Raw genomic sequence first — 18,985 nt, forward strand, 5'->3', positions numbered from 1 at the left:
CTCTCGCCGGCGTTGCTGGTGGGTGGTTGGTTCAGGTGGTCGTCAGACGGCGTCAGGCCGGACGGCCTGGGCGGCGTCGGCCGCCGCGGATCCGGGCCGCTTGGCCTGGACCCAGCCCTCGGCGTTGCGCTGCGGGGCGATGGAGAGCGCCAGCGCTCCGGCGGGGACGTCCTTGCGCACCACGGCGCCAGCGCCGGTGTAGGCGCCGTCGCCCACCGAGACCGGGGCGACGAAGACGGTGTTGGAACTGGTGCGCACGTGGGAGCCGATCTGCGTGCGGTGCTTGTTCTCGCCGTCGTAGTTCGCGGTGATGTTGCCGCAGCCGATGTTGGTGAACTCGCCGATGGTGGCGTCTCCGGCGTAGCCCAGGTGGGACAGCTTGCTGCCGCGCCCGATGCTCACGTTCTTGGTCTCGTAGAAGGCGCCGATCTTGCCGTCCTGGCCCAGCACGGTGCCCGGCCGCAGATAGGTGAACGGCCCGACGCTGGCGCCGGCCCCGATCTGGGCTCCGGAGCCGTGGACTCGGGTCAGCGTCGCGGCCTCTCCGACGATCACATCGGTGAGCGTGGTGTCCGGGCCGACGACGGCGTGGCGGCCGATGTGCGTGGCGCCGTGGAGCTGGGTGCCGGGGAGGATCGTGGTGTCCTGCTCCAAGGTGACGGTGGCGTCGATCCAGGTGCTGGCCGGGTCGACCACCGTGGTCCCGGCGCGCATGGCGCGCTCCACGATGCGCCGGTTCATCTCGGCGCCGAGGGCCTGCAGCTGGACCCGATCATTGGCACCCTCGACCTGCCAACGGTCCTCGGTGACCACGGCGGAGACTCTGCCGCCCTCGGCGCGGGCAATGGAGAGCACGTCGGTGAGGTACATCTCACCCTGGGCGTTGTCGGTGGTGACCTGGGCCAGCGCGCGGGTCAGCACGGCGGCGTCGAAGGCGTAGATCCCGGAGTTGATCTCGGTGATGCTGCGCTGCTCTGCGGTGGCGTCCTTGTGCTCCACGATCCCGAGCACGTCCTGCGGGTCTTCCTGGCTGCGCAGGATCCGGCCGTAGCCCGCGGCGTCGTCGAGCACGGCAGAGAGCACGGTGACGGCATTGCCGTCGCGCTCATGGGTCTCGACGAGCTCGGCGAGCATCTGCGTCTGCAGCAGCGGCACATCGCCGTAGGTGACCACCACGGTGCCGGTCTCGGCAGGCGCTCCTGCGGCGGTGAGCGCGTCCAGGCCGCAGGCCACGGCGCGTCCGGTGCCGGGGACCTCGTCCTGGTCGGCGATGACGGCGCGCGGCTCGAGGTGAGCGATGTGCTCGGCCACCTTCTCGCGCTGGTGCCGCACCACAGCGACCAGCTGGTGCGGGGCCAGACCCATCGCCGCGGTCAGCGCGTGACCGATCATCGAGACGCCGCCGATCGGGTGCATGATCTTCGGGGTGCTGGACTTCATCCGGGTCCCGGCTCCTGCCGCGAGCACGATCACTGCGGTGGGCTGGGTGGACTGGGCGTTGGTCACGAAGGCTGCTCCTCGGCGCGTTTCGATGGGACTCCTCAGTGTAGAGAGGTCCGGCGATCTAGATTGCCGTTCCGCCTCTAGGATTCGAACCTAGACTGCACAGCTCCAAAGGCTGGCGTGCTGCCATTACACCAAGGCGGAGTGCGACGGCGGTCCGACGGTGCTCGGCGCTGCGAACACCCTCATCTCCGGCCAAGCGCTGGTCCATCTTCGCATGCGCGGACTCGCGAGATGAAACCGCGGACTGACGGTGGCATTACCCTGGATAGGTGGCACATCTTCTCGGGGCCGAAGCCCTACACCTGGAATTCCCTACTCGCACCGTGTTCGACTCGGTGACGATCGGCATCAACGAGGGCGACCGCGTCGGCGTCGTCGGTCGCAACGGCGACGGCAAGTCTTCGCTGCTGGCCATGCTCACCGGTCGGCTTGAACCCGACTCGGGGCAGGTCACCCGGCGCAAGGGCGTGCAGTTCGGCGTGCTGGATCAGTCGGACGACCTCGATGACGAGCACACCGTGGGCTATTCGGTCGTCGGGGACGCCGATGACCACGAGTGGGCCTCGGATGCGAAGATCCGCGACGTGATCGCCGGGCTGGTGACCGACATCCCCTGGGAGTCGAAGATCTCCGAGCTCTCCGGCGGGCAGCGCCGCCGCGTGGCGCTGGCGAAGCTGCTGGTGGGCGAATGGGACATCATCGCTCTGGATGAGCCCACGAACCACCTCGACGTGGAGGGGATCTCCTGGCTGGCGAACCACTTGAACCGGCGCTGGCCGCGCAGCTCGGGCGGGCTGCTGGTGGTCACTCACGATCGCTGGTTCCTCGATGAGATCAGCACCACCACTTGGGAGGTCCACGACGGCATGGTCGAGCCGTTCGACGGCGGCTACGCGGCGTATGTGCTCCAGCGCGTGGAACGTGACCGGCAGGCGGCCACCGTGGAGGCCAAGCGGCAGAACTTGATGAAGAAGGAGCTCGCCTGGCTGCGCCGCGGCGCCCCGGCGCGCAGCACCAAGCCGAAGTTCCGCATCGAGGCGGCCAACGAGCTCATCGCCGACGTGCCTCCCCCGCGCAACCCGCTGGAGCTGAAGAAGATGGCCACCGCCCGGCTGGGCAAGGACGTGGTCGACGTCCTCGACGTCTCCATCGGCTTCGGCGACAAGCCGATCCTCAACGAGGTCACCTGGCGGATCGGTCCGGGTGAGCGCACCGGCATCCTCGGAGCCAACGGCGCCGGCAAGTCCACGCTGCTCAACCTGATCGCCGGCAAGCTCGAGCCCGACACGGGCCGGGTCAAGCGCGGCAAGACCGTGCGCCTGGCCACCCTGGATCAGCAGTTCTCCCAGCTGGCCGACATCGAGGGCGATCGGGTCCGCGAGGTGCTGGCCCGCGAGAAGACCCAGGTGGTCATCGACGGCAAGGAACACACCCCGGCGCAGCTGTTGGAACGCCTCGGCTTCTCCACCGCACATCTCTCCGCACGAGTCGGCGAGCTCTCCGGCGGGCAACGACGACGCCTGCAGCTGCTGCTCGTGCTCCTGTCTGAGCCCAACGTGATGATCCTCGACGAGCCCACCAACGATCTCGACATCGACATGCTCGCCGCCATGGAGGACCTGCTGGACTCTTGGCCCGGCACGCTGATCGTGGTCTCCCACGACCGGTACCTGCTCGAGCGGGTGACCGATCAGCAGTACGCGATCTTCGACGGCCGGATGCGCCACGTGCCGGGAGGCGTGGAGGAATACCTGCGGCTCAAGGCCGCCAGGGCCAATGGCGCCTCCGCGGAGTCGGCGGGATCTGGCACGCCTGGTTCAGGCGGTGGAGCTGCTGGCGCCGGGGTCGGTTCCGGGAAGGCCGCGGCTGCGGCCCGTCGGGAGGCGATGAAGACCTCCTCGGCCTCATCGGCAGGTGCCCCGGCGCTGAGCAGCGCAGAGGAGCGCGAAGTGCGCAAGGAGGTCGGCGCGCTCGAGCGGAAGATGCAGAAGCTGATCACCCAGATGGAGAAGAAGCAGCGCCAGATGGCCGATCACGATCCGAGCGACTTCGAAGGTCTGGGCAAGCTCACCGCCGATGTGAGCCGGCTGCAGGGCGAGAATGAGAAGCTCGAGGAACGCTGGCTGGAGCTCTCCGAAAAGGTGGGCTGAGGCGCCGCGGTGTTCCGCTGTCCGCGCTCTGCGGGCAGCGCAGGACTGCGGTGCGCCCCGTCAGCTGGGGCGAATCGTGCCCCTGATGACTCTCGGGTCAGATCTCGCGGCCGTTGATCAGTCGTGCCCCGGCGGCCGGACCGGTGACCGGGATGGCCCAGACCTCGGTCCGCTCCTCCAGGCTGGTGCAGAGCTGATGGGCTGACTCAGCATCCCGGGCGAGGAACACCAGGGTGGGGCCTGAGCCGGAGACCATTCCCTGCAGCGCTCCTTCGATCATGCCGATGTCCATCATGTCCTCCAGGGAGGGCAGACTGGCCACGGCGGGGGCCTGCAGGTCATTGGCCATCAGCGAGGCCACGAGCTCGGCGTCGGCGGTGCAGACCGCCCGGACCAGGTCCGGATCCAGGCCCGGCGCCTCAGCCTCCACTCCGGCTTCGGCGCGCATCTCGTCGAGCTTGGCATAGACGCTGGGCGTGGACAGGCCCGTGTTGGCCGGGACGATGACCAGATGCAGCTCCCCGCGGGTCAGCAGCGGAGAGAGCTCATCGCCCACACCCTGACCCACGGCTGCTCCGCCGAGGATCGCAAACGGCACGTCGGCCCCGAGCTCGGCGCCGATCTCCGCCAGCTGTTCCTTGGAGAGCCCCGCTTCCCAGAGGGCCGAACAGGCCACCAGTGCGGCGGCGGCGTCGGCAGAGCCTCCTCCCATCCCGCCGGCCACCGGGACGTTCTTGGTGATGGTCAGGTCCACTCCGTCGGTGATGCCGAGTCGGTCGCGCAGCTTCGAGGCGGCCTGATGCACCAGGTTGCGCTCATCGAGCGGGATCGCCGCAGCCACCATCTCTCGGGTCTCCGGATCCCGGGTCTGGACCTCGGTGAAGGTAGAACGTTCGGAGAGGCTCACGGTGATCGCCCCGTCCTCGCGCCGGGCCGCGCTGACCTCTTCGTAGAGGGAGACCGCCAGGTAGAGCGTGGCGACCTCGTGATAGCCGTCCTCGCGCAGCGGACCGACGCGCAGGCTCACATTGATCTTGCCCGGAGCCACGGCGGTGACATGTCCGAAGAATTCACTATCGCGCATGCTTCGACCCTACTTCTCGTCACTGACATGCGGGACCGCGCCGGCTGGACCCGAGCTGGCCGCGTCGCGCAGGGCGGCGGCGATCGCGGTGAACCCACTGATGCCCAGGGTCTCGCCGCGGGCGGACGGATCCACCCCGGCGGCCCGCAGCACCGCCTCGGCACGGGTCGGGGATCCCGCGATCCCGGCCAGGCAGGCGCGCAGGGTCTTGCGTCGGGTGGCGAAGGCGGCGTCGATCACCGCGAAGACCTCTTCGCGGCTGAGCTCGGCCGAGGCCTCGGCGCGCCGGTCGAAGCGAACCAGCCCCGAGGAGATCCGCGGCTCGGGCCAGAAGACTCGCTTGCCGACCACGCCGGCCTTGCGCATGTTCGTGTCCCAGGCCGCCTTCACACTGGGGACGCCGTAGATCTTGGAGCCGGGCCCGGCGCAGAGCCGGTCGGCGACCTCGTCCTGGACCATGACCAGGCCCTTGCGCAGCGAAGGCAGGATCTGGAGCAGGTGCAGCACCACCGGGACCGCCACGTTGTAGGGCAGGTTCGCGACCAGCACCTCCGGGCCCGCGCCGTCTCCGAACTCGGCGAAGGACTCCGGGGTGAGCTTCAGCGCGTCCTGCTCCATCACGCGCAGGTTCGCCGCGCGCTCGGGACGGAACCTCTGCACCGTCTCGGCCAGCTGACCGGCCAGCTTGGGATCGATCTCGACGGCGCTGACCAGCGCTGATTCATCTAACAGGCCCAGGGTCAGGGACCCGAGCCCAGGGCCGACCTCGAGCACATGCTCGCTGCCGTCGAGATCTGCGAGGCTGACGATCCGGCGGATCGTATTCGGGTCGATGACGAAGTTCTGTCCCCACTGTTTAGTGGGGCGCACCCCGAGCTGGTCGGCCAGCGCCCTGACATGCGCGGCGGAGAGCAGCTGCGGAGGGCTCTGCTGCGGTCGTCCCTGCGGTGAGTGCTGATCGCTCATGTCCAGCTCCCGTAGGCCTGGGTGGTGTTGAACATGACCTGCTGACACATCGCTTCCACGTTGGTGTTGCGCACCTGGGCCATCAGCCGCATGGTCTGCGGGATCAGATAAGGCGCGTTGGGCTGCCCCCGGTAAGGATGTGGGGTCAGGAAAGGCGTGTCGGTCTCCACCAGGATCAGCTGCGGATCAGCGACCGCCAGCGCCTCACGCAGGGCGTGGGCGTTCTTGAAGGTGACCGTGCCGGCGAAGGACATGTACCAGCCGTTGGCGTTGCAGAGGCGGGCCAGGTCCGCATCGCCGGAGAAGCAGTGGAAGACCACGGCGCTGGGCAGGGTGGGCGCGGCGTTGAGCACGCTGACCACCTCCACATGGGCGTCACGGTCGTGGATCTGCATCGCGAGTCCACGCTCGACGGCGAGCGCGATGTGATCTTCGAAGCTGCGTCTCTGCGCAGCGACCCCTTCTTCGCCGGTGCGGTAGAAGTCCAGACCGGTCTCCCCGATCGCCACCACCTGTTCGTGGCGGGCAAGTTCGGTGATCCTGGCGAACGCAGTCTCGTAGTCGCCCTTCGCTGCCAGCACCGGCGCATCGTTGGGGTGCAGCGCGACGGCGGCCTTGAGCTGGGGGTGCTCTGCGGCGGCCTTCACGGAGAACTCCGAGGAGGCCACGTCATAGCCCACGCACAGCGCGCCGACCACGCCGACGGCCTTGGCGACCTCCAGGGCCTGCTGGACCGAGACGGAGATCGCACCGTCGCGGAAGTCCAGGTGCGCGTGATTGTCGATCACCGGCACCGTCAGCGGTTGGGGTGCCGGGGGGTATCGCAGGCGACGCTTCTTCCCGGACTGCTCCTCCGCCTGATCTCGCACGGGACCGGCGGCCGCGCCGTCGTCGTCGGGCTGTTCAGGACGGTAGGCGGCAGGGGTCTCGCCCGGCACCACGGCGGGGCTCGACTCGGCGTCTGGAAGGATTCGCTGCTGTTGGCTCACGGTGATCAACTCTATCGCCCACCCCCCGCGCGGCCTTCCACACCCCGCCCTCCGCTGGCTCCTGCGCAGACTGGGCGTGAGAAGTGCTGCAGAGACGAGCCGCGATGCAGGCGGACGTGAAGGCGGCGGCGTCAGTTCGCGTAGACCGAATCGATGACGCCCTCGAAGTCGACCAGGACCCGGTGGCGCATCAGCTTCATCGAGGCGGTCATGTGCCCAGACTCTTCGGAGAGTTCGACGTCGAGCAGCTCGAACTTCCGGATGGACTCCGCGCGCGAGACCCTTCGGTTCGCCGCCTCCACCGAGAGGCCGATCTCCTGGCGCACCCTGGGGTGCTTGGCGGCGTCGATCAACGACAGCGACCGGTACCCGTTGGCCCGGCACCAGTCCGCCACGGCGTCGGCGTCCAGCGTGATCAGCGCCGCGACGTAGGGCCTGTCGTCTCCGACCACGATGACCTCGGCCACCAGCGGGTGTGCGCGGATGACCTCTTCCATCGGCATGGGGTAGACGTTCTTGCCGCCGGCGGTCACGATGAGGTCCTTCTTGCGCCCCGTCAGCGTGAGGAAGCCGTCCTCGTCCAGGGAGCCGAGGTCACCGGTGCGGAAGAAGCCCTCCGCGTCAAAGGCCTCTGCCGAGGCCTCGGGCTTCTCGTGGTAGCCGTCGAAGATCACCGGGCCCTTGAGCAGCACCTCTGAATCGGCGGCGATCCTCACGGTGTTGCCGGGGACCGGGATGCCCACCGTCCCGATGCGGGTGGCTCCGGGGATGTTCAGCGTGATCGGAGCGGTGGACTCGGTGAGGCCGTAGCCCTCCTGGACCGGCAGTCCGATGCCGGTGAAGAAGTGGGCGATCTCGGGGTTCAGCGCGGAGGCGCCGGAGATCATGTAGCGGACGCTGCCACCGAGGCGGGCGTGGAGCTTGGAGTAGACCAGCTTGGCGAACATCGCTCGGCGTGCGCGCAGCCGCACAGAGGGCCCGGGACCCTCGCCCATCGCCTCGGCCTGCAGGGCCTTCGAGTACAGGATCGCGGTATCTTTGGCGGTCTCGAAGATCTTTCCCCTGCCCTCGGCGCGGGCCTTGGCGGAAGCACCGTGGTAGACCTTCTCGAAGACCCGTGGCACGGCGAGCAGCCAGGTGGGGCGGAAGCTGGCGAGATCTTCGAGCAGCTTCGCGGAGCTGGCCGAATGGGCCACCTGCACTCCGCGGTACAGACACATCAGCTGCACCGCGCGGGCCAGGACGTGGGCCAGCGGCAGGAAGATCAGCGTGCGGGATTCGTTCTCGCCGAGGATCTGATCGGCGAAGGGCAGAATGTTCGCCGCACCCTCGGCCAGGTTGCGGTGGGTGATGCGCACCCCCTTGGCGCGGCCGGTGGTGCCGGAGGTGTAGACCAGCGTGGCGACGTCGTCCAGGTTGGCCCGTGAGCGGGCCGCCTCGAGCTGCTCATCCGAGATGTGCTCCCCGGAGGCGGCCAGGTCATCGAGCTGGCGCACCTCTTCGATGGGCAGCACCGCAGGGCGGTTCCCGTTGAACTTCACCACGGCGGCGCGCAGGCAGTCCTGGAGCTCGACGCTTCCGGCGAGCGCAAGCGTCGCCCCGGAATCCTCGAGCACGGCGCTGACCTGGTGCACGGAGCTGGTCTCGTAGATCGGCACCGAGATCGCGCCGGCGAACCAGATGGCCTGATCCACCACGGCCCAGCTGTAGCTGGTCGGCGCCATCACCGCGACCCGGTCCTCCGGCTCGACGCCGAGTGCGATCAGCCCCTTGGAGACGCCACGAACCTGGTCCAGGAAACTGGTGATGGAGACGTCCACCCACCCGCCGGTCCCGTTGGGCACGGCGTAGACCGGCTGATGCGGGCGAGCGGCCCAGAGGTCGAGGACCCCGTCAGTGGCGTTGGTGTGCGGTTCCAGCCACGCCACCTGCGCGGTGGCGGCTTCGCGGATCTGATTGCTGCTCGTCTGGGCAACGTGTTCGCTGCCCGTATGCTCCTCGGTCATGGCCCCGCCTGCTCATCGATTACCCTGCGGTGGAGTGCCTCTCCGCTCTGGACGCCATTCTACTGTTCAACCGGACTTTTCGGCGCGCCTCAGGGCCAGGGCGGCATCATAGATCTCGCTGGCCGGGACAGAGTGTGCGGCCCCGATCTCCTTGGCCGCCGTCTTGAGCTTGGTCCCCTCAGCAACCCGCGTCAGCACGACGCCGGCCAGCTCCTCCAAGCTCATCGGCTCGCCCCCCGCTCCGGCGGGTGACCCCCCGCCGAGCACCAGGACCATCTCCCCGCGCAGGTGACGTTCAGCAGCCACGGCGGCGAGCTCGCCCAGGCCTCCGCGCAGCACCTCTTCGTAGCGTTTCGTCAACTCCCGGGCCAGCGCGGCAGGTCGGTCCTCCCCCAGCGCCGCGGCGAACTCGCGGAGCGTGGCGGCGACCCGGTGCGGGGATTCGAAGAGCACCGTGGTCCACTCCTCGGTGGCCAGCCGGTCGAGCAGCTTCTTGCGCTCCCCCGCCTTGCGCGGGACGAACCCGGCGAAGGTGAATCGGTCGGTGGGCAGCCCGGAGAGTGCCAGCGCGGTGGTGACCGCCGAGGCGCCCGGCGCCACGGTGACCCCGACGCCGGCAGCGATGGCGGTCTCGACGAGTCGGAACCCCGGATCGGAGACCGCGGGCATGCCGGCGTCGGAGATCACCAGGATCCGGGTTCCCTTCCGGGCCTGTTCCACGAGCTCCTCGGAGCGGGACGCCTCGTTGTGCTCGTGCAGGCTGAGAAGGCGGGCATGGAAGGTGACCTGCAGCGCTCGGGCCAGGTGGCGCGCGGTGCGGGTGTCCTCGGCGGCGATGACCTCGGCGGTGGCCAGGAGCCGCTTGAGCCGGTCGGTCGCGTCACCGAGATTGCCGATGGGGGTCGCGGCGAGCACGATCGGGGTGTCCCAGAGGCTGGTATCAGCTGGCTCCAAGGGGTTCTCGACCTGTTCTGCCTCGCCTGACTCCATGACACGCCCGCTTCTGATCGGTGACCGGCTTGCGCCAAGTAGCATACCCATAGTGAACCCTGCCGAGCCCGCCCGCAGCACTCCGGCCCCTGCCGGGGCGCCCGGGAGCGTCGCCGAGCCGGAAGCCGCAAGGCTGTCCCGGATGGAGCGCCGGCTCCACGCAGAACCGTACCGTCCAGGTCGCTGGGGATGGATTCTGCCCGGGCTGATCACGCTCTTAGCCGGAATCCTGCGGGTGAGAGATCTCGGCACCCCGCACCTGTTGATGTTCGACGAGACCTACTACGTCAAGGACGCCTACGCGCTGCTGCTCACCGGCTATGAGCTGGTCTGGCCGGAGGATGCCGATGACTCCTGGCTGGCTGGTGAGGCACAGCCCACCGGCGACGGCGCCTACGTGGTGCACCCGCCGCTGGGAAAGTGGCTGATCGCGCTGGGGCTGCGGGGCTTCGGCCAGGACAGCGCCTTCGGCTGGAGGATCTCGGCGGCGCTGGCAGGCACCCTGGCCGTGCTGCTGATCGCGCTCATCGCGCAGCGGATGTTCCGCTCGGTCTTCCTCGGGGCGTTCGCCGGGATGCTCACCGCGATCGAAGGCCACCACCTGGTGATGAGCCGCGTGGGCCTGCTGGACATCTTCATGATGTTCTTCGTCCTCGCCGCCTTCGGCGCCCTGCTGGCTGATCGATACAGCGGACGACGGCGGCTGGCCGCCTGGGCGGTGCGCCGCAGGTCTGGTGACCGGCAGGCCAGCGGACCGTGGCTGGGGGTCCGCCCGTGGCGGCTGCTCGCCGGGGTGCTGCTCGGAGCGGCGGTGGCGGTCAAGCTCTCGGCGCTGGCCTTCCTCGCGGTCTTCGGCATCATGGTCATCCTCTGGGACCTGCAGGCCAGGCGACTGGCCGGCGTCGAGCGATGGGCGCGGTCCGGGCTGCTGAAGGATGCGCTTCCGGCGCTGGTCACGGTGCTGCCCGTTGCCGCCGGCACCTATCTGGCCAGCTGGACCGGCTGGCTGAGCACGCAGGCCGGCTGGGGTCGGCAGTGGCACCTCGAGCATCCTGCCGAGGGGCTGGCCCGACTGGTGCCGGATCCGCTCCGCTCGCTGTGGAACTACCATGTCTCCGCCGCTGACTTCCATCAGGGGCTCAGCAGCGGACACGACTACGCGTCCTCGCCGTGGACCTGGCCGTTCATGGGCCGACCGGTCTCGATGCACTACGATTCGGTCTCCGCCGGCGAGATCTATGCACAGACCGGTGAGACCTGCGCCGCGGAGACCTGTTCCTCCGCGGTCCTGGACCTGGCGAATCCGCTGATCTGGTGGAGCGGGATGATCGCCCTGGTACTGGTGGGGCTGCTCTGGGCCGGTCGCCGGGACTGGCGCTGCGGCGCGATCCTCTCCGGCTTCGTGGCCGGGCATCTGGTCTGGCTGCTCTTCCCGGACCGGACCACCTTCTTCTTCTACACGATCAGCTATCACCCCTTCCTGATTCTGGCGCTCACCGCGATCGCCGCCCTGGTGCTGCGCATCGGGACCGCTGGTCACCGCCCCGACGGAACGGCCCGCGGGGAGGAGACGATCCTGGCGGCGCGCCAGCGAAACACCGTGATCGTGCTGTGCTTCGTGATGCTGTGCGTGGCCGTCTCGGTGTTCTTCCTCCCGCTCTGGACTGCGGAGATGATTCCCTACGAGCAATGGCGGATGAGGATCTGGATCGATTCCTGGCTCTGAAACTGCGCGCGCACCCTGCGCACCCCGCGATCACCTCAGAGTCCCGGGCCTAAGCTGGAGGGAGCCGAACCGGTCGAAAGGAACGTCTCGAACATGCTTGACCCCGCCGCATCACTGCCTTCGCGCATCCTCTCCGCCGAAGAGACCCGCTGGTCAGTGGAACGCGCCTGGCCGGTGCCGGGGAAGCCGACGATGCTGGCGGTGGAGGTCACCGCCTTCGAGGCTCCCGAGGACGCCGGCACGTCGACCTCCTCTGCCGCTGGCGCTGCGCCCCGTGCCGCCGCGTCGCGGCGCGCCCGAAGAGCAGGCTGCTTCCGCGTCGAGCACCACCGCGGTGCCGCCCGACCCAGCGAGCACCTCGACCTGTTCCCGCCCGATACGGATCCCGAGCTGCCCGCCCTGCGGCAGGCCGCCCAGGGCGGCCTCGTGATCGCCCATGAACCAGGGCTGCGGGCAGTGGTGCGGCATCGAGACGGTTCGGACGAGACCTACACCGTGGTGCTGCCGGCAGGCCGCGCGACCGAGCTGCTCGACGGCATGAGACGCGCACAGGCCTTCTCCGGGCCCTTCAGGCTCCCTCGATTGATCAGCCATGATGACTCCACCGCGACGTTCCAGGCGCTGACCGGCGCCTCTCTGCACAGGCCCCAGCGGATCGGCGCGCAGGCATGGGAGACCGCCTGGGACCAGTCCCTGGATGCGTGGTCCACCGCGATCCAGCATCCGGGGGAGCTGCCCGCGAGCGCCCCGGTGCACGGGGCCGCCACGGAGATCCGGCGCCTGCAGCGCTGGGAAGCGCTGGTCAGGCCCTATCTCGTCGGGGCGGAGCTGTTCCACGCGAGCGTCATGGCCGCCTGTGACGCGTTGGCCTCGATCCCTGAGCGTCGGATGGTGCCTGCCCACCGGCAGCTCCGGGATGAAGACCTGCTGTACTCCCCCGAGCTGGGACCGGCGCTGGTGAAGGTCTCCAACGCGGGGTGGGCCCACCCCGCGCTCGACCTGGGCGGGCTGCTCGCCTGCGCCAAGTGGAACGAGCTGCGCGGCCTGTGGGACGCGCCGCGTCGCGCAGTGGTCTTCGGACTGATCAACGACGCCGCCTACCGGAACGGGGTCGCCGGCGACGCATTGGAGGCCTATGAGAGGGCCGCGCTGCTGCGCCTGAGCGCTCAGTTCACCTTCTCGCCCGGCCTGGCCGACGCCGCAGAGGCCCTGCGCGCCAGCCTCATCCAGTCCGAATCCTGGCGCTGAGCCGCATGCCGACACACGCAGACGAGCCCGCGTCCGCCGCGGCAGCGAAGGCGGCCGCGCGATCCCGGCTCCGGTCGGCGCGCCGGGAGCTGACAGCTGACCAGATCGCGATCCGCGGCCAGGCCCTGGCCCGGGTCCTGCCGTCCGTGGTGCCCGCAGGCTCAGCGGTGGCGGGGTATGTGCCGATGCCCGGCGAGCCGGACGTGCGGCCGTTCCTCAGCGGTCACGCCGCGGGCGGGGGTGCCGTGTACGTTCCCGTGATCGCCAGCACCCGGGACCGGGTCCTCGAGTGGGTGTCCTGGGCGCCTGAGGCGGAGCTGCGGCGCAGCGCGTTCGCGGCCGTCGACGAGCCGCTGGGAGACCGCCTCGGCACCGTCGCGCTGCGTGAACGCCACCCGGAGGGGCTCACCGTCCTGGTGCCCGGCCTGGCCGTGGACCAGCACGGAGCGCGCATGGGTCAGGGCGGCGGCTTCTACGACACCGCCTTCGGAAACGACGCCGCCTTCGGAAACGACGCCGACCACCAGTCCTCCACGCCCGTGGAGTCCGCCGCGGACAGTCCGACCGACCTCGCGCCGCTGCGCTTCATCGCGGTGGTCCATGCCGCGGAGGTCCTCAGCCCCGGCGCCTTCCCAGTGGAGCCCCATGACCTGCGGGTGCACATCATCGTGACCGAACGCGAAGCCACGACGCTGAGGCCCGTATAATCGGTTGGCAGTATTGCCGCAGGCTGGCCGGTTGCACCTGACCTCCCAGCGCCCTTCACCTCTGAGGAATCCGATGCCCACTTACGCCTATGCCTGCAAGGATTGCAGCCATGCCTTCGACATCGCACAGAAGTTCAGCGATGACTCGCTGACCGTCTGCCCCGAATGTCAGGGCACACTGCGCAAGAAGTTCGGCTCGGTCGGAGTCTCTTTCAAGGGCTCCGGCTTCTACCGGACGGACTCCCGCGCTGCGGCCAGCTCAGGCACCGACGCCTCAAAGCGCTCCGGTTCCGACGGGGCACCTTCGAGCGCCAGCGGGAACGGCTCCTCCGACTCCTCCTCGAGTCCGGCCAAGGCTGCCTCCGGCGCGGGGTCCTCGAGCGCAGGGTCCGCGGGATCGGGTTCATCGAGCTCCTCCGACTGACCCCTCGGAGGAGGTCTCCGGCTGGTCCGAAGATGGCGGCGGCCCCGTACCGCGCAGACTCAGATGCAGCCGTCCCTCCTGGGTGGCCTGGGCGATGGACTCCGCAGTGGCGGGATCCACCGCAAGGATCACGACGCCGCCCGCCTCAGTCCCGCTGGGCAGCCAGTTCTCCGAATCATCCTGCGGGGACCACAGCACCGGCGCGGCGGTCGCCACCAGCTGTGCGGACGTGCCACGCTCGGGGATGTCGCTCGAGGCCAGCACATCCACTCGCTGCCCCGGCGTGAGCAGTGCGACCATCGCCGGATCGGCCGGGCGCACCGGCACAGCCACCGTGCCGGGGTCCTGTCCGGCGAGCAGCCCGGGCCCCACCAGCTGATCCGGGTGGATCAGCGCCCCTGCCGGGAGCGGCACGGCGACCTGTCGTCCGAGCACCTGCTCCGCCTCCACGGCGTAGTCCCGTGGAACCGCCGCGACATCCACCTGGACCTCTTCCATCACGGCGGCGCTCAGCCGCTCCCCCGCGCCGATATCGGCGCTTGCCCGCAGCGCCGGCGTGGTCTCCACCTGCCCTTGAACTCCGGTGAGCACCGCTGCGCCGGCGGCGCCCAGTCCCAGCAACAGGGCGAGGGGGATGCGGAACCGCTGGATCAGCCGGGGCAGCCCGGCACCGCGCAGTCGGCGGCTGATCCGCGGCGGCCTGACCCTCTGCCCCTGGGCCACGCTGCTCCGATCGGTTGGCATCCGCGGCGCCGATGGGTGAGCAGCCGGTATCCGCCGGGCGCGTCTCCGCGGAGATCGTTCCCGGGTCGGCGCCGGCGGCTGAGAGCGGCGCCGACGCGGTCGCTGCGGAATGAACGGACCCGTCGATTCGGTGGCCGGTTCACCACGGCGGGCGCGGGGGCGGGCCTCGTCAGCGCCGCGGGTGCCTGGACGGGTGCGTTGATCGGAACTGATGCTCTGCATGGCCACCAGCGTCCACGAGGAGCGCGGCGCAGGTGCCGCAGCTCCTTGCGCTGTGGAGTCGGGCGACTGACGGCCCTCTCCCCGCGGCCTGGGGAAGATGACCCCGGACCAGCGTGGGGTCCCGGGCTAACCCCAGTGCGGGGGACGCTGACTCAGAATCCACTGCTCATGGGCGGTCAGTGGCACACTGGGCGCGGAGCCCTCGGTCTTCTGCGTCCTGCCGGGGGTCTCCTCTTCTGCGGCGCTGGGATTCTGTGCGGCAGCCCCCGCCCCGCGGCCGGGGACGGAGTCTGCAGCGCCGAAGGGCTCGGTGCTGAATGGGTCGGTGAAGTCAGACTCCACCTCATGGGACTGGCCCGAGGTCGGTGGGGCCACCACGCGCCGTCGTCCTCTCCGCCCGGCGCGTCCGGCGCCACCAGACCCCGCGCCACCGGGCCCAGGCCCTACTGCTTCCATGCCCCGCGCTCCCGCGGCGGCAGCCACTTCTTGGACTTCCGGTGTGAATCCTCGTCCTCGAGGTCCGCCGCGCCGCCGAAGCGGATGCCCTCGCTGCGGGCAACCTGCTCCCGGCCCTTGCGACTGCGGGGGGCCGCCCCCGCAGTGTGCACGGTGATCCGGCCTGACTCTGCGAACTCCGGTCCCGAGGCCAGCCCGACCTGTTCGGCGACGACTTCGGTGCAGCGCACCGGGTTGGAGAAGACCTCGATGGTCCAGAGCGCCATGTAGGTCCAGCCCAGCGCCTCAAACGCGGCGGGGCGCTGCCTCGAGCGTTCGCGCACAGACATCGCGCCATAGCTCCTGGTCCCGTCGGAGACCATCGCCACCGGCACCATCGGCTGGTCCGGAGTGAACCTGCGCGAGCAGGCGGCGAGGTCCAGGGTCCCGCGGAACCCGTCCTCCACCCGCCCGCCGCGGGCCCGGATCCGGTCCACCAGGTCCAGCACCAGCGGATCGGTCAGCTGCGCCGACGCGGTGGGGTTGTCCGACCCTTCGAGACCCAGCCTGATCAGGTCGTAGATCTCCCGAGCGCCGTTGGTCAGCGAGGCGGGGTTCATGTCGGCGTTGGAGAGCGAGGTGACCACGCGCAGGTGGTCACGAGCTCGGGTCAGCGCGATCGCGAAGTGTTCGCGGCCGCGCGCCTCGGAGAGCTCCCCGAAGCGGGTCGCGGCATCTCCCTTCACCGAGCGGCCGAATCCGAGGCTGAAGATCACGTCGTCGCGGACCAGGCCGGCGGCACGCTCCACCGGGGTCACCACGAAGCCCTCGCCGTGGGCGCCATCGGTGAAGAACTCCTTGGCCCAGCCATGGTTGGCGAGGTTCAGCCGGATCGCGTCGGCCAGCCGGCGGGCGTGCCAAGCCGAGCCGGTGATCACGGCCAGCGAGTGCCCGCGTCGTGAGCGCACATGCTCGAAGACCATGTCCACCACCCGGTTGACCTCCCCGGTGGGTGACTCCACGGCGTCGCGGTATCCGGCCTGGATGCCCGCGACCAGCTCCACGGTGAAGCGACGATCCTGGCCGGTCAGCTGGGCGGCGTCGGGGAGTCGCGTGAGCTCGCCGTCGTAGAGCGCGGACGAGAGCAGCCCGGTGAGCTCCTGATCGACCCCGCGGTGGACCTGACGCAGCGCATAGTGCGGGAGCACGGCGGCCAGCTCGGTGTAGATCGAGGCGGGGCGGGGCTGCTCGGCCTCGCGCGCGACCGGATCGGCGGAGACGTGGAAGGGGGTGGGCGAACCGGCCACCGGGTCACCGAACGCCACCACCTGGGCGGCACGGGTCACCGCGTTCAGCGCCGTGGGCACGGCGAGCGATTCGGCATCGAGCAGGATGACGACGTCGGCGCGGTATTCAGGCGGGAACTGCTCTCCCAGCCCCAGCGGCGAGGTGGTCCAGATCGGGACCAGCGGCTGGGTCACCTTGGAGTTGATCGCCTCCAGGGCCTCGATGGTGGGGGTGGAATCGCGCAGCAGGGCGCGCAGGTTCGCGGCGGCCTGCGGGTGGGCCTCCACGGCGGACTTCCAGCGCACCGCAAGGGCGTGGCCCAGTCGCTGGGCGCTGGACTCGATGTGCCCGGCGTCGGACTCGCGGAAGGTCTCCTCGATGCTGCGCAGGTTCTCGCCGGTGGTCATCGCCAGGTAGTCGTCACCGGAGATCATCGCCTCCAGCGCGGACTGCCACCAGGCGAGCTCCAGCTCCTCGCCGACGACGTTCGCGCTGATCCCACGCTCGGAGAAGTCCTCCATCAGGTCCCGGAAGCCCTGCTCGCGCAGCTGTTCGCCGAGCAGCGTGCGCTCGGGCAGGGTCTCCAGCGGCTTCTCATCCGCGGCCAGGGTCTCCACCGTCTGCAGCAGCTCTTCAATGGGCATCTCGGTCAGTGATCCCGTCTCCAGGACCTCATCGAGACGCTGCAGCCGGGCCTGGACCTTCCCGAAGCTGTCACAGAGCGTGTCCAGCCGGGGTGGGACCTTCGGCGCGGAGTCGGAGATGGACCACTGGTTCCACTCCTCCCGCTCGGACTGCACATCGATCAGCGAGGAGTGCAGGTCTCCGATGGCGACGCCGGGGCGCACGTATTCCTTGGCGACCCGGCGCAGCCGCGAGCGGGTCACGGAGGTCATCTCCACGTTGTTCTGTCGGCGCCACCAGCCCGGGGCCGTGGCGGCGATGAGGTCGTCCACCGCGCGGGCATAGACGTCGTGGCTGAACCTGCCCAGCGATTCCTGCACCCGCTGGAAGAGCAGCACCTGGCTGTTCCACTGGCTGAAGGTCGCACCCGCGGTGATCCCGGCGGCCTGGCATGCCGAGACCATCATCTGCTGCAGCTCCGGCAGCTCCTCACGCAGCTGGACGACCAGGGCCATAGCGTCCCGGGTCTCCTGCCGGTTGGACAGGCGCGCGTTGAACCAGGGGCTGTCGCGGGTCTCGGCGGAGAAGGCGCCCAGCTCGGCGGCGCGCTTGAGCTTCACGGTGATCTGGCTTCGGTCCACGGTGTGGTCCAGCACCGAGCGTTTGAGCCGGACAGAGGTCGACGGCGCGGGCGTCAGGCTGGTCAGCGCGGCCAGGGCCTGCATGGCCTGGTAGGGCGAGCAGTCCCAGCGGCGGCGCACATTGTGAAGCGACTTCACGTGGTCCACCAGCTGGTGGCGCGACTTCTTCAGCCTCGAATGCACGGTTCCCAGTCGGGGCGGCTCGGCCCGCTCATTGCGCCGGATGGCGCGGATGAGCTGGTCGCGGATGTCTTCGGAGGTCGCGGCGGCGGAGATGTTGCCCGCCAGCGTGCCCAGGTGGACCTGCGCGAGCCGGTCCTTGAACTGTTCCAGGGTGGCGGTGCGCTCGGCGAGGACCAGCACCCGCCTGCCCTGCCAGGCGAGGCCGGCCGCGGCGTTGATCGCGGTCTGGGTCTGACCGGTGCCGGCGGGCGCGGAGACCACGACGGACTGCCCGGCGAGCACCGCGTCCAGGGCGGCCTGCTGGTGCGGATCGGCGTCGGCGACCAGGCGCTCGTCGCGGGGTTCCCGATCATCCACCGAGGGCAGGTCTTTCAGCGTGCGATCGGCCCGGGTCTGCCCCAGCGGCTCACCGGTGGCCATGGCGTGGATGACGGGGTGATCGAGCTCCAGCCCCGTGGGATCGCCCAGGAAGGTCAGGTCCGCAAAGGTCGAGACGTGGAGCTGGCGCCACACCTGCACCGAGTGCAGGGTGTCCACGCCGGCGGCGATGCGCGCGAGCGTGTCCGCGGGACGGTTCGGGTCGAAGCGGGCTGTCACATAGCCGGTGTTGTGGAACTCCACCGGGTCCAGTCGGGTGCCGTGCCGGGCGGCCAGGTGACGGATCAGCGCGGGGTTGAGCCGGGCGGCTGCGCTGAACTGGATCTCGAAGTCACCGCTGCCGTCCTCACGCGGGCGCAGGGTGATCGGCACCAGCATGATCGGAGCTGTGAAGTCTTCGGTGAACTGCTCGCCGGAGGAGGCCTGGCCAGCGTCCTCGGTCCAGCTGACCACCCCGGCGGCGAGGAACCCGACGTCGATCCCGCGCTCCTCGGACATCTCCCGGGTCTTGGCCCGGATGCCCTGGGCGGCGTGCTTGCCGATGGTGAACGCGTTCTGATCGTTGAGCAGCGTGGAGAGCCGGGTCTTGCGACCCGCCATGAGCTGCATCATGCCCGAGGAGTTGGCGTCGGTGAGGTCGATGGCGTTGTGCTGGTTCGGGGAGAAGCGAAGCAT

Annotated in this window: 14 protein-coding genes and 1 tRNA gene; 5 read left to right on the forward strand and 10 right to left on the reverse strand. The window is 69.7% G+C overall.

Features of this window, described 5'->3' with window-relative positions; genetic code table 11:
* Positions 1-42: 42 nt before the first annotated feature.
* Both glmU and LTH93_RS12990 read right to left on the reverse strand, forming a co-directional pair.
* A complete protein-coding gene (gene glmU, locus LTH93_RS12985) occupies positions 43-1,506 on the reverse strand; it encodes a bifunctional UDP-N-acetylglucosamine diphosphorylase/glucosamine-1-phosphate N-acetyltransferase GlmU (protein ID WP_241471207.1) in 1,464 nt (487 codons plus the stop codon).
* A gap of 69 nt (positions 1,507-1,575) precedes the next feature.
* Positions 1,576-1,647 (reverse strand) — tRNA-Gln (locus tag LTH93_RS12990).
* A gap of 128 nt (positions 1,648-1,775) precedes the next feature.
* Between LTH93_RS12990 and LTH93_RS12995 the strand changes: the two genes are divergently transcribed.
* On the forward strand, positions 1,776-3,656 hold the full coding sequence (locus LTH93_RS12995) for an ABC-F family ATP-binding cassette domain-containing protein (RefSeq protein ID WP_241471208.1): 1,881 nt from the start codon (positions 1,776-1,778) through the stop codon (positions 3,654-3,656).
* A gap of 97 nt (positions 3,657-3,753) precedes the next feature.
* Here LTH93_RS12995 and LTH93_RS13000 read toward each other — a convergent pair whose 3' ends face one another.
* The 5 genes from LTH93_RS13000 to rsmI all read right to left on the reverse strand — a co-directional run bounded on the left by LTH93_RS13000 (position 3,754) and on the right by rsmI (position 9,691).
* Entirely contained in the window at positions 3,754-4,740 is a 987-nt protein-coding gene (locus tag LTH93_RS13000; protein ID WP_241471209.1) for a 4-(cytidine 5'-diphospho)-2-C-methyl-D-erythritol kinase, read from the reverse strand.
* Positions 4,741-4,749: 9 nt separating this feature from the next.
* A complete protein-coding gene (gene rsmA / locus LTH93_RS13005; RefSeq protein ID WP_241471210.1) occupies positions 4,750-5,706 on the reverse strand; it encodes a 16S rRNA (adenine(1518)-N(6)/adenine(1519)-N(6))-dimethyltransferase RsmA in 957 nt (318 codons plus the stop codon).
* The gene (locus LTH93_RS13010; RefSeq protein WP_241466089.1) at positions 5,703-6,695 is read right to left on the reverse strand and encodes a TatD family hydrolase; all 993 of its coding nucleotides are present in this window, start codon (positions 6,693-6,695) and stop codon (positions 5,703-5,705) included. The genes rsmA and LTH93_RS13010 overlap by 4 nt, the downstream gene beginning before the upstream one ends.
* A 131-nt stretch (positions 6,696-6,826) precedes the next feature.
* Positions 6,827-8,701 (reverse strand): AMP-dependent synthetase/ligase, encoded by a 1,875-nt coding sequence (locus LTH93_RS13015; RefSeq protein WP_241471211.1) that lies wholly within the window; start codon positions 8,699-8,701, stop codon positions 6,827-6,829.
* Positions 8,702-8,767: 66 nt separating this feature from the next.
* Positions 8,768-9,691 carry a 16S rRNA (cytidine(1402)-2'-O)-methyltransferase gene (rsmI, locus tag LTH93_RS13020; RefSeq protein WP_241471212.1) on the reverse strand — a complete coding sequence of 308 codons (924 nt, stop codon included), beginning with the start codon at positions 9,689-9,691 and terminating at the stop codon, positions 8,768-8,770.
* Positions 9,692-9,743: 52 nt separating this feature from the next.
* On the opposite strand from rsmI, the gene LTH93_RS13025 reads away from it, so the two are divergent.
* From LTH93_RS13025 to LTH93_RS13040, 4 genes are all read left to right on the forward strand, one after another.
* Complete coding sequence (locus LTH93_RS13025) at positions 9,744-11,417, forward strand: dolichyl-phosphate-mannose--protein mannosyltransferase (RefSeq protein WP_241471213.1); 1,674 nt, start codon at positions 9,744-9,746, stop codon at positions 11,415-11,417.
* Between the two features lie 93 nt (positions 11,418-11,510).
* A complete protein-coding gene (locus LTH93_RS13030; protein ID WP_241471214.1) occupies positions 11,511-12,665 on the forward strand; it encodes a hypothetical protein in 1,155 nt (384 codons plus the stop codon).
* A gap of 5 nt (positions 12,666-12,670) precedes the next feature.
* Complete coding sequence (locus LTH93_RS13035; RefSeq protein ID WP_241471215.1) at positions 12,671-13,372, forward strand: 5-formyltetrahydrofolate cyclo-ligase; 702 nt, start codon at positions 12,671-12,673, stop codon at positions 13,370-13,372.
* Between the two features lie 73 nt (positions 13,373-13,445).
* Positions 13,446-13,796, forward strand: coding sequence for an FmdB family zinc ribbon protein (locus LTH93_RS13040; protein WP_241466078.1), 351 nt, complete (start codon positions 13,446-13,448; stop codon positions 13,794-13,796).
* Here LTH93_RS13040 and cpaB read toward each other — a convergent pair.
* The 3 genes from cpaB to LTH93_RS13055 form a co-directional block, all read right to left on the reverse strand.
* The gene (gene cpaB, locus LTH93_RS13045) at positions 13,776-14,519 is read right to left on the reverse strand and encodes a Flp pilus assembly protein CpaB (protein WP_241471216.1); all 744 of its coding nucleotides are present in this window, start codon (positions 14,517-14,519) and stop codon (positions 13,776-13,778) included. The genes LTH93_RS13040 and cpaB overlap by 21 nt on opposite strands.
* A 369-nt stretch (positions 14,520-14,888) precedes the next feature.
* A complete protein-coding gene (locus LTH93_RS13050) occupies positions 14,889-15,140 on the reverse strand; it encodes a hypothetical protein (RefSeq protein ID WP_241466074.1) in 252 nt (83 codons plus the stop codon).
* Positions 15,141-15,205: 65 nt separating this feature from the next.
* Positions 15,206-18,985 (reverse strand): DUF4011 domain-containing protein, encoded by a 3,780-nt coding sequence (locus LTH93_RS13055; protein ID WP_241471217.1) that lies wholly within the window; start codon positions 18,983-18,985, stop codon positions 15,206-15,208.

The organism is Nesterenkonia sp. DZ6 (genome assembly GCF_022565835.1).
Classification (GTDB): Bacteria; Actinomycetota; Actinomycetes; order Actinomycetales; family Micrococcaceae; genus Nesterenkonia.

Excerpts from the sequence above, each read along its gene's own strand:
- LTH93_RS13000 (WP_241471209.1), bottom strand. The coding sequence starts at position 4,740 with ATGCGCGATAGTGAATTCTTCGGACATGTCACCGCCGTGGCTCCGGGC.
- rsmA (WP_241471210.1), bottom strand. The coding sequence starts at position 5,706 with ATGAGCGATCAGCACTCACCGCAGGGACGACCGCAGCAGAGCCCTCCG.
- LTH93_RS13015 (WP_241471211.1), bottom strand. The coding sequence starts at position 8,701 with ATGACCGAGGAGCATACGGGCAGCGAACACGTTGCCCAGACGAGCAGC.
- rsmI (WP_241471212.1), bottom strand. The coding sequence starts at position 9,691 with ATGGAGTCAGGCGAGGCAGAACAGGTCGAGAACCCCTTGGAGCCAGCT.
- LTH93_RS13030 (WP_241471214.1), top strand. The coding sequence starts at position 11,511 with ATGCTTGACCCCGCCGCATCACTGCCTTCGCGCATCCTCTCCGCCGAA.
- LTH93_RS13035 (WP_241471215.1), top strand. The coding sequence starts at position 12,671 with ATGCCGACACACGCAGACGAGCCCGCGTCCGCCGCGGCAGCGAAGGCG.
- LTH93_RS13040 (WP_241466078.1), top strand. The coding sequence starts at position 13,446 with ATGCCCACTTACGCCTATGCCTGCAAGGATTGCAGCCATGCCTTCGAC.
- LTH93_RS13055 (WP_241471217.1), bottom strand. The coding sequence starts at position 18,985 with ATGCTTCGCTTCTCCCCGAACCAGCACAACGCCATCGACCTCACCGAC.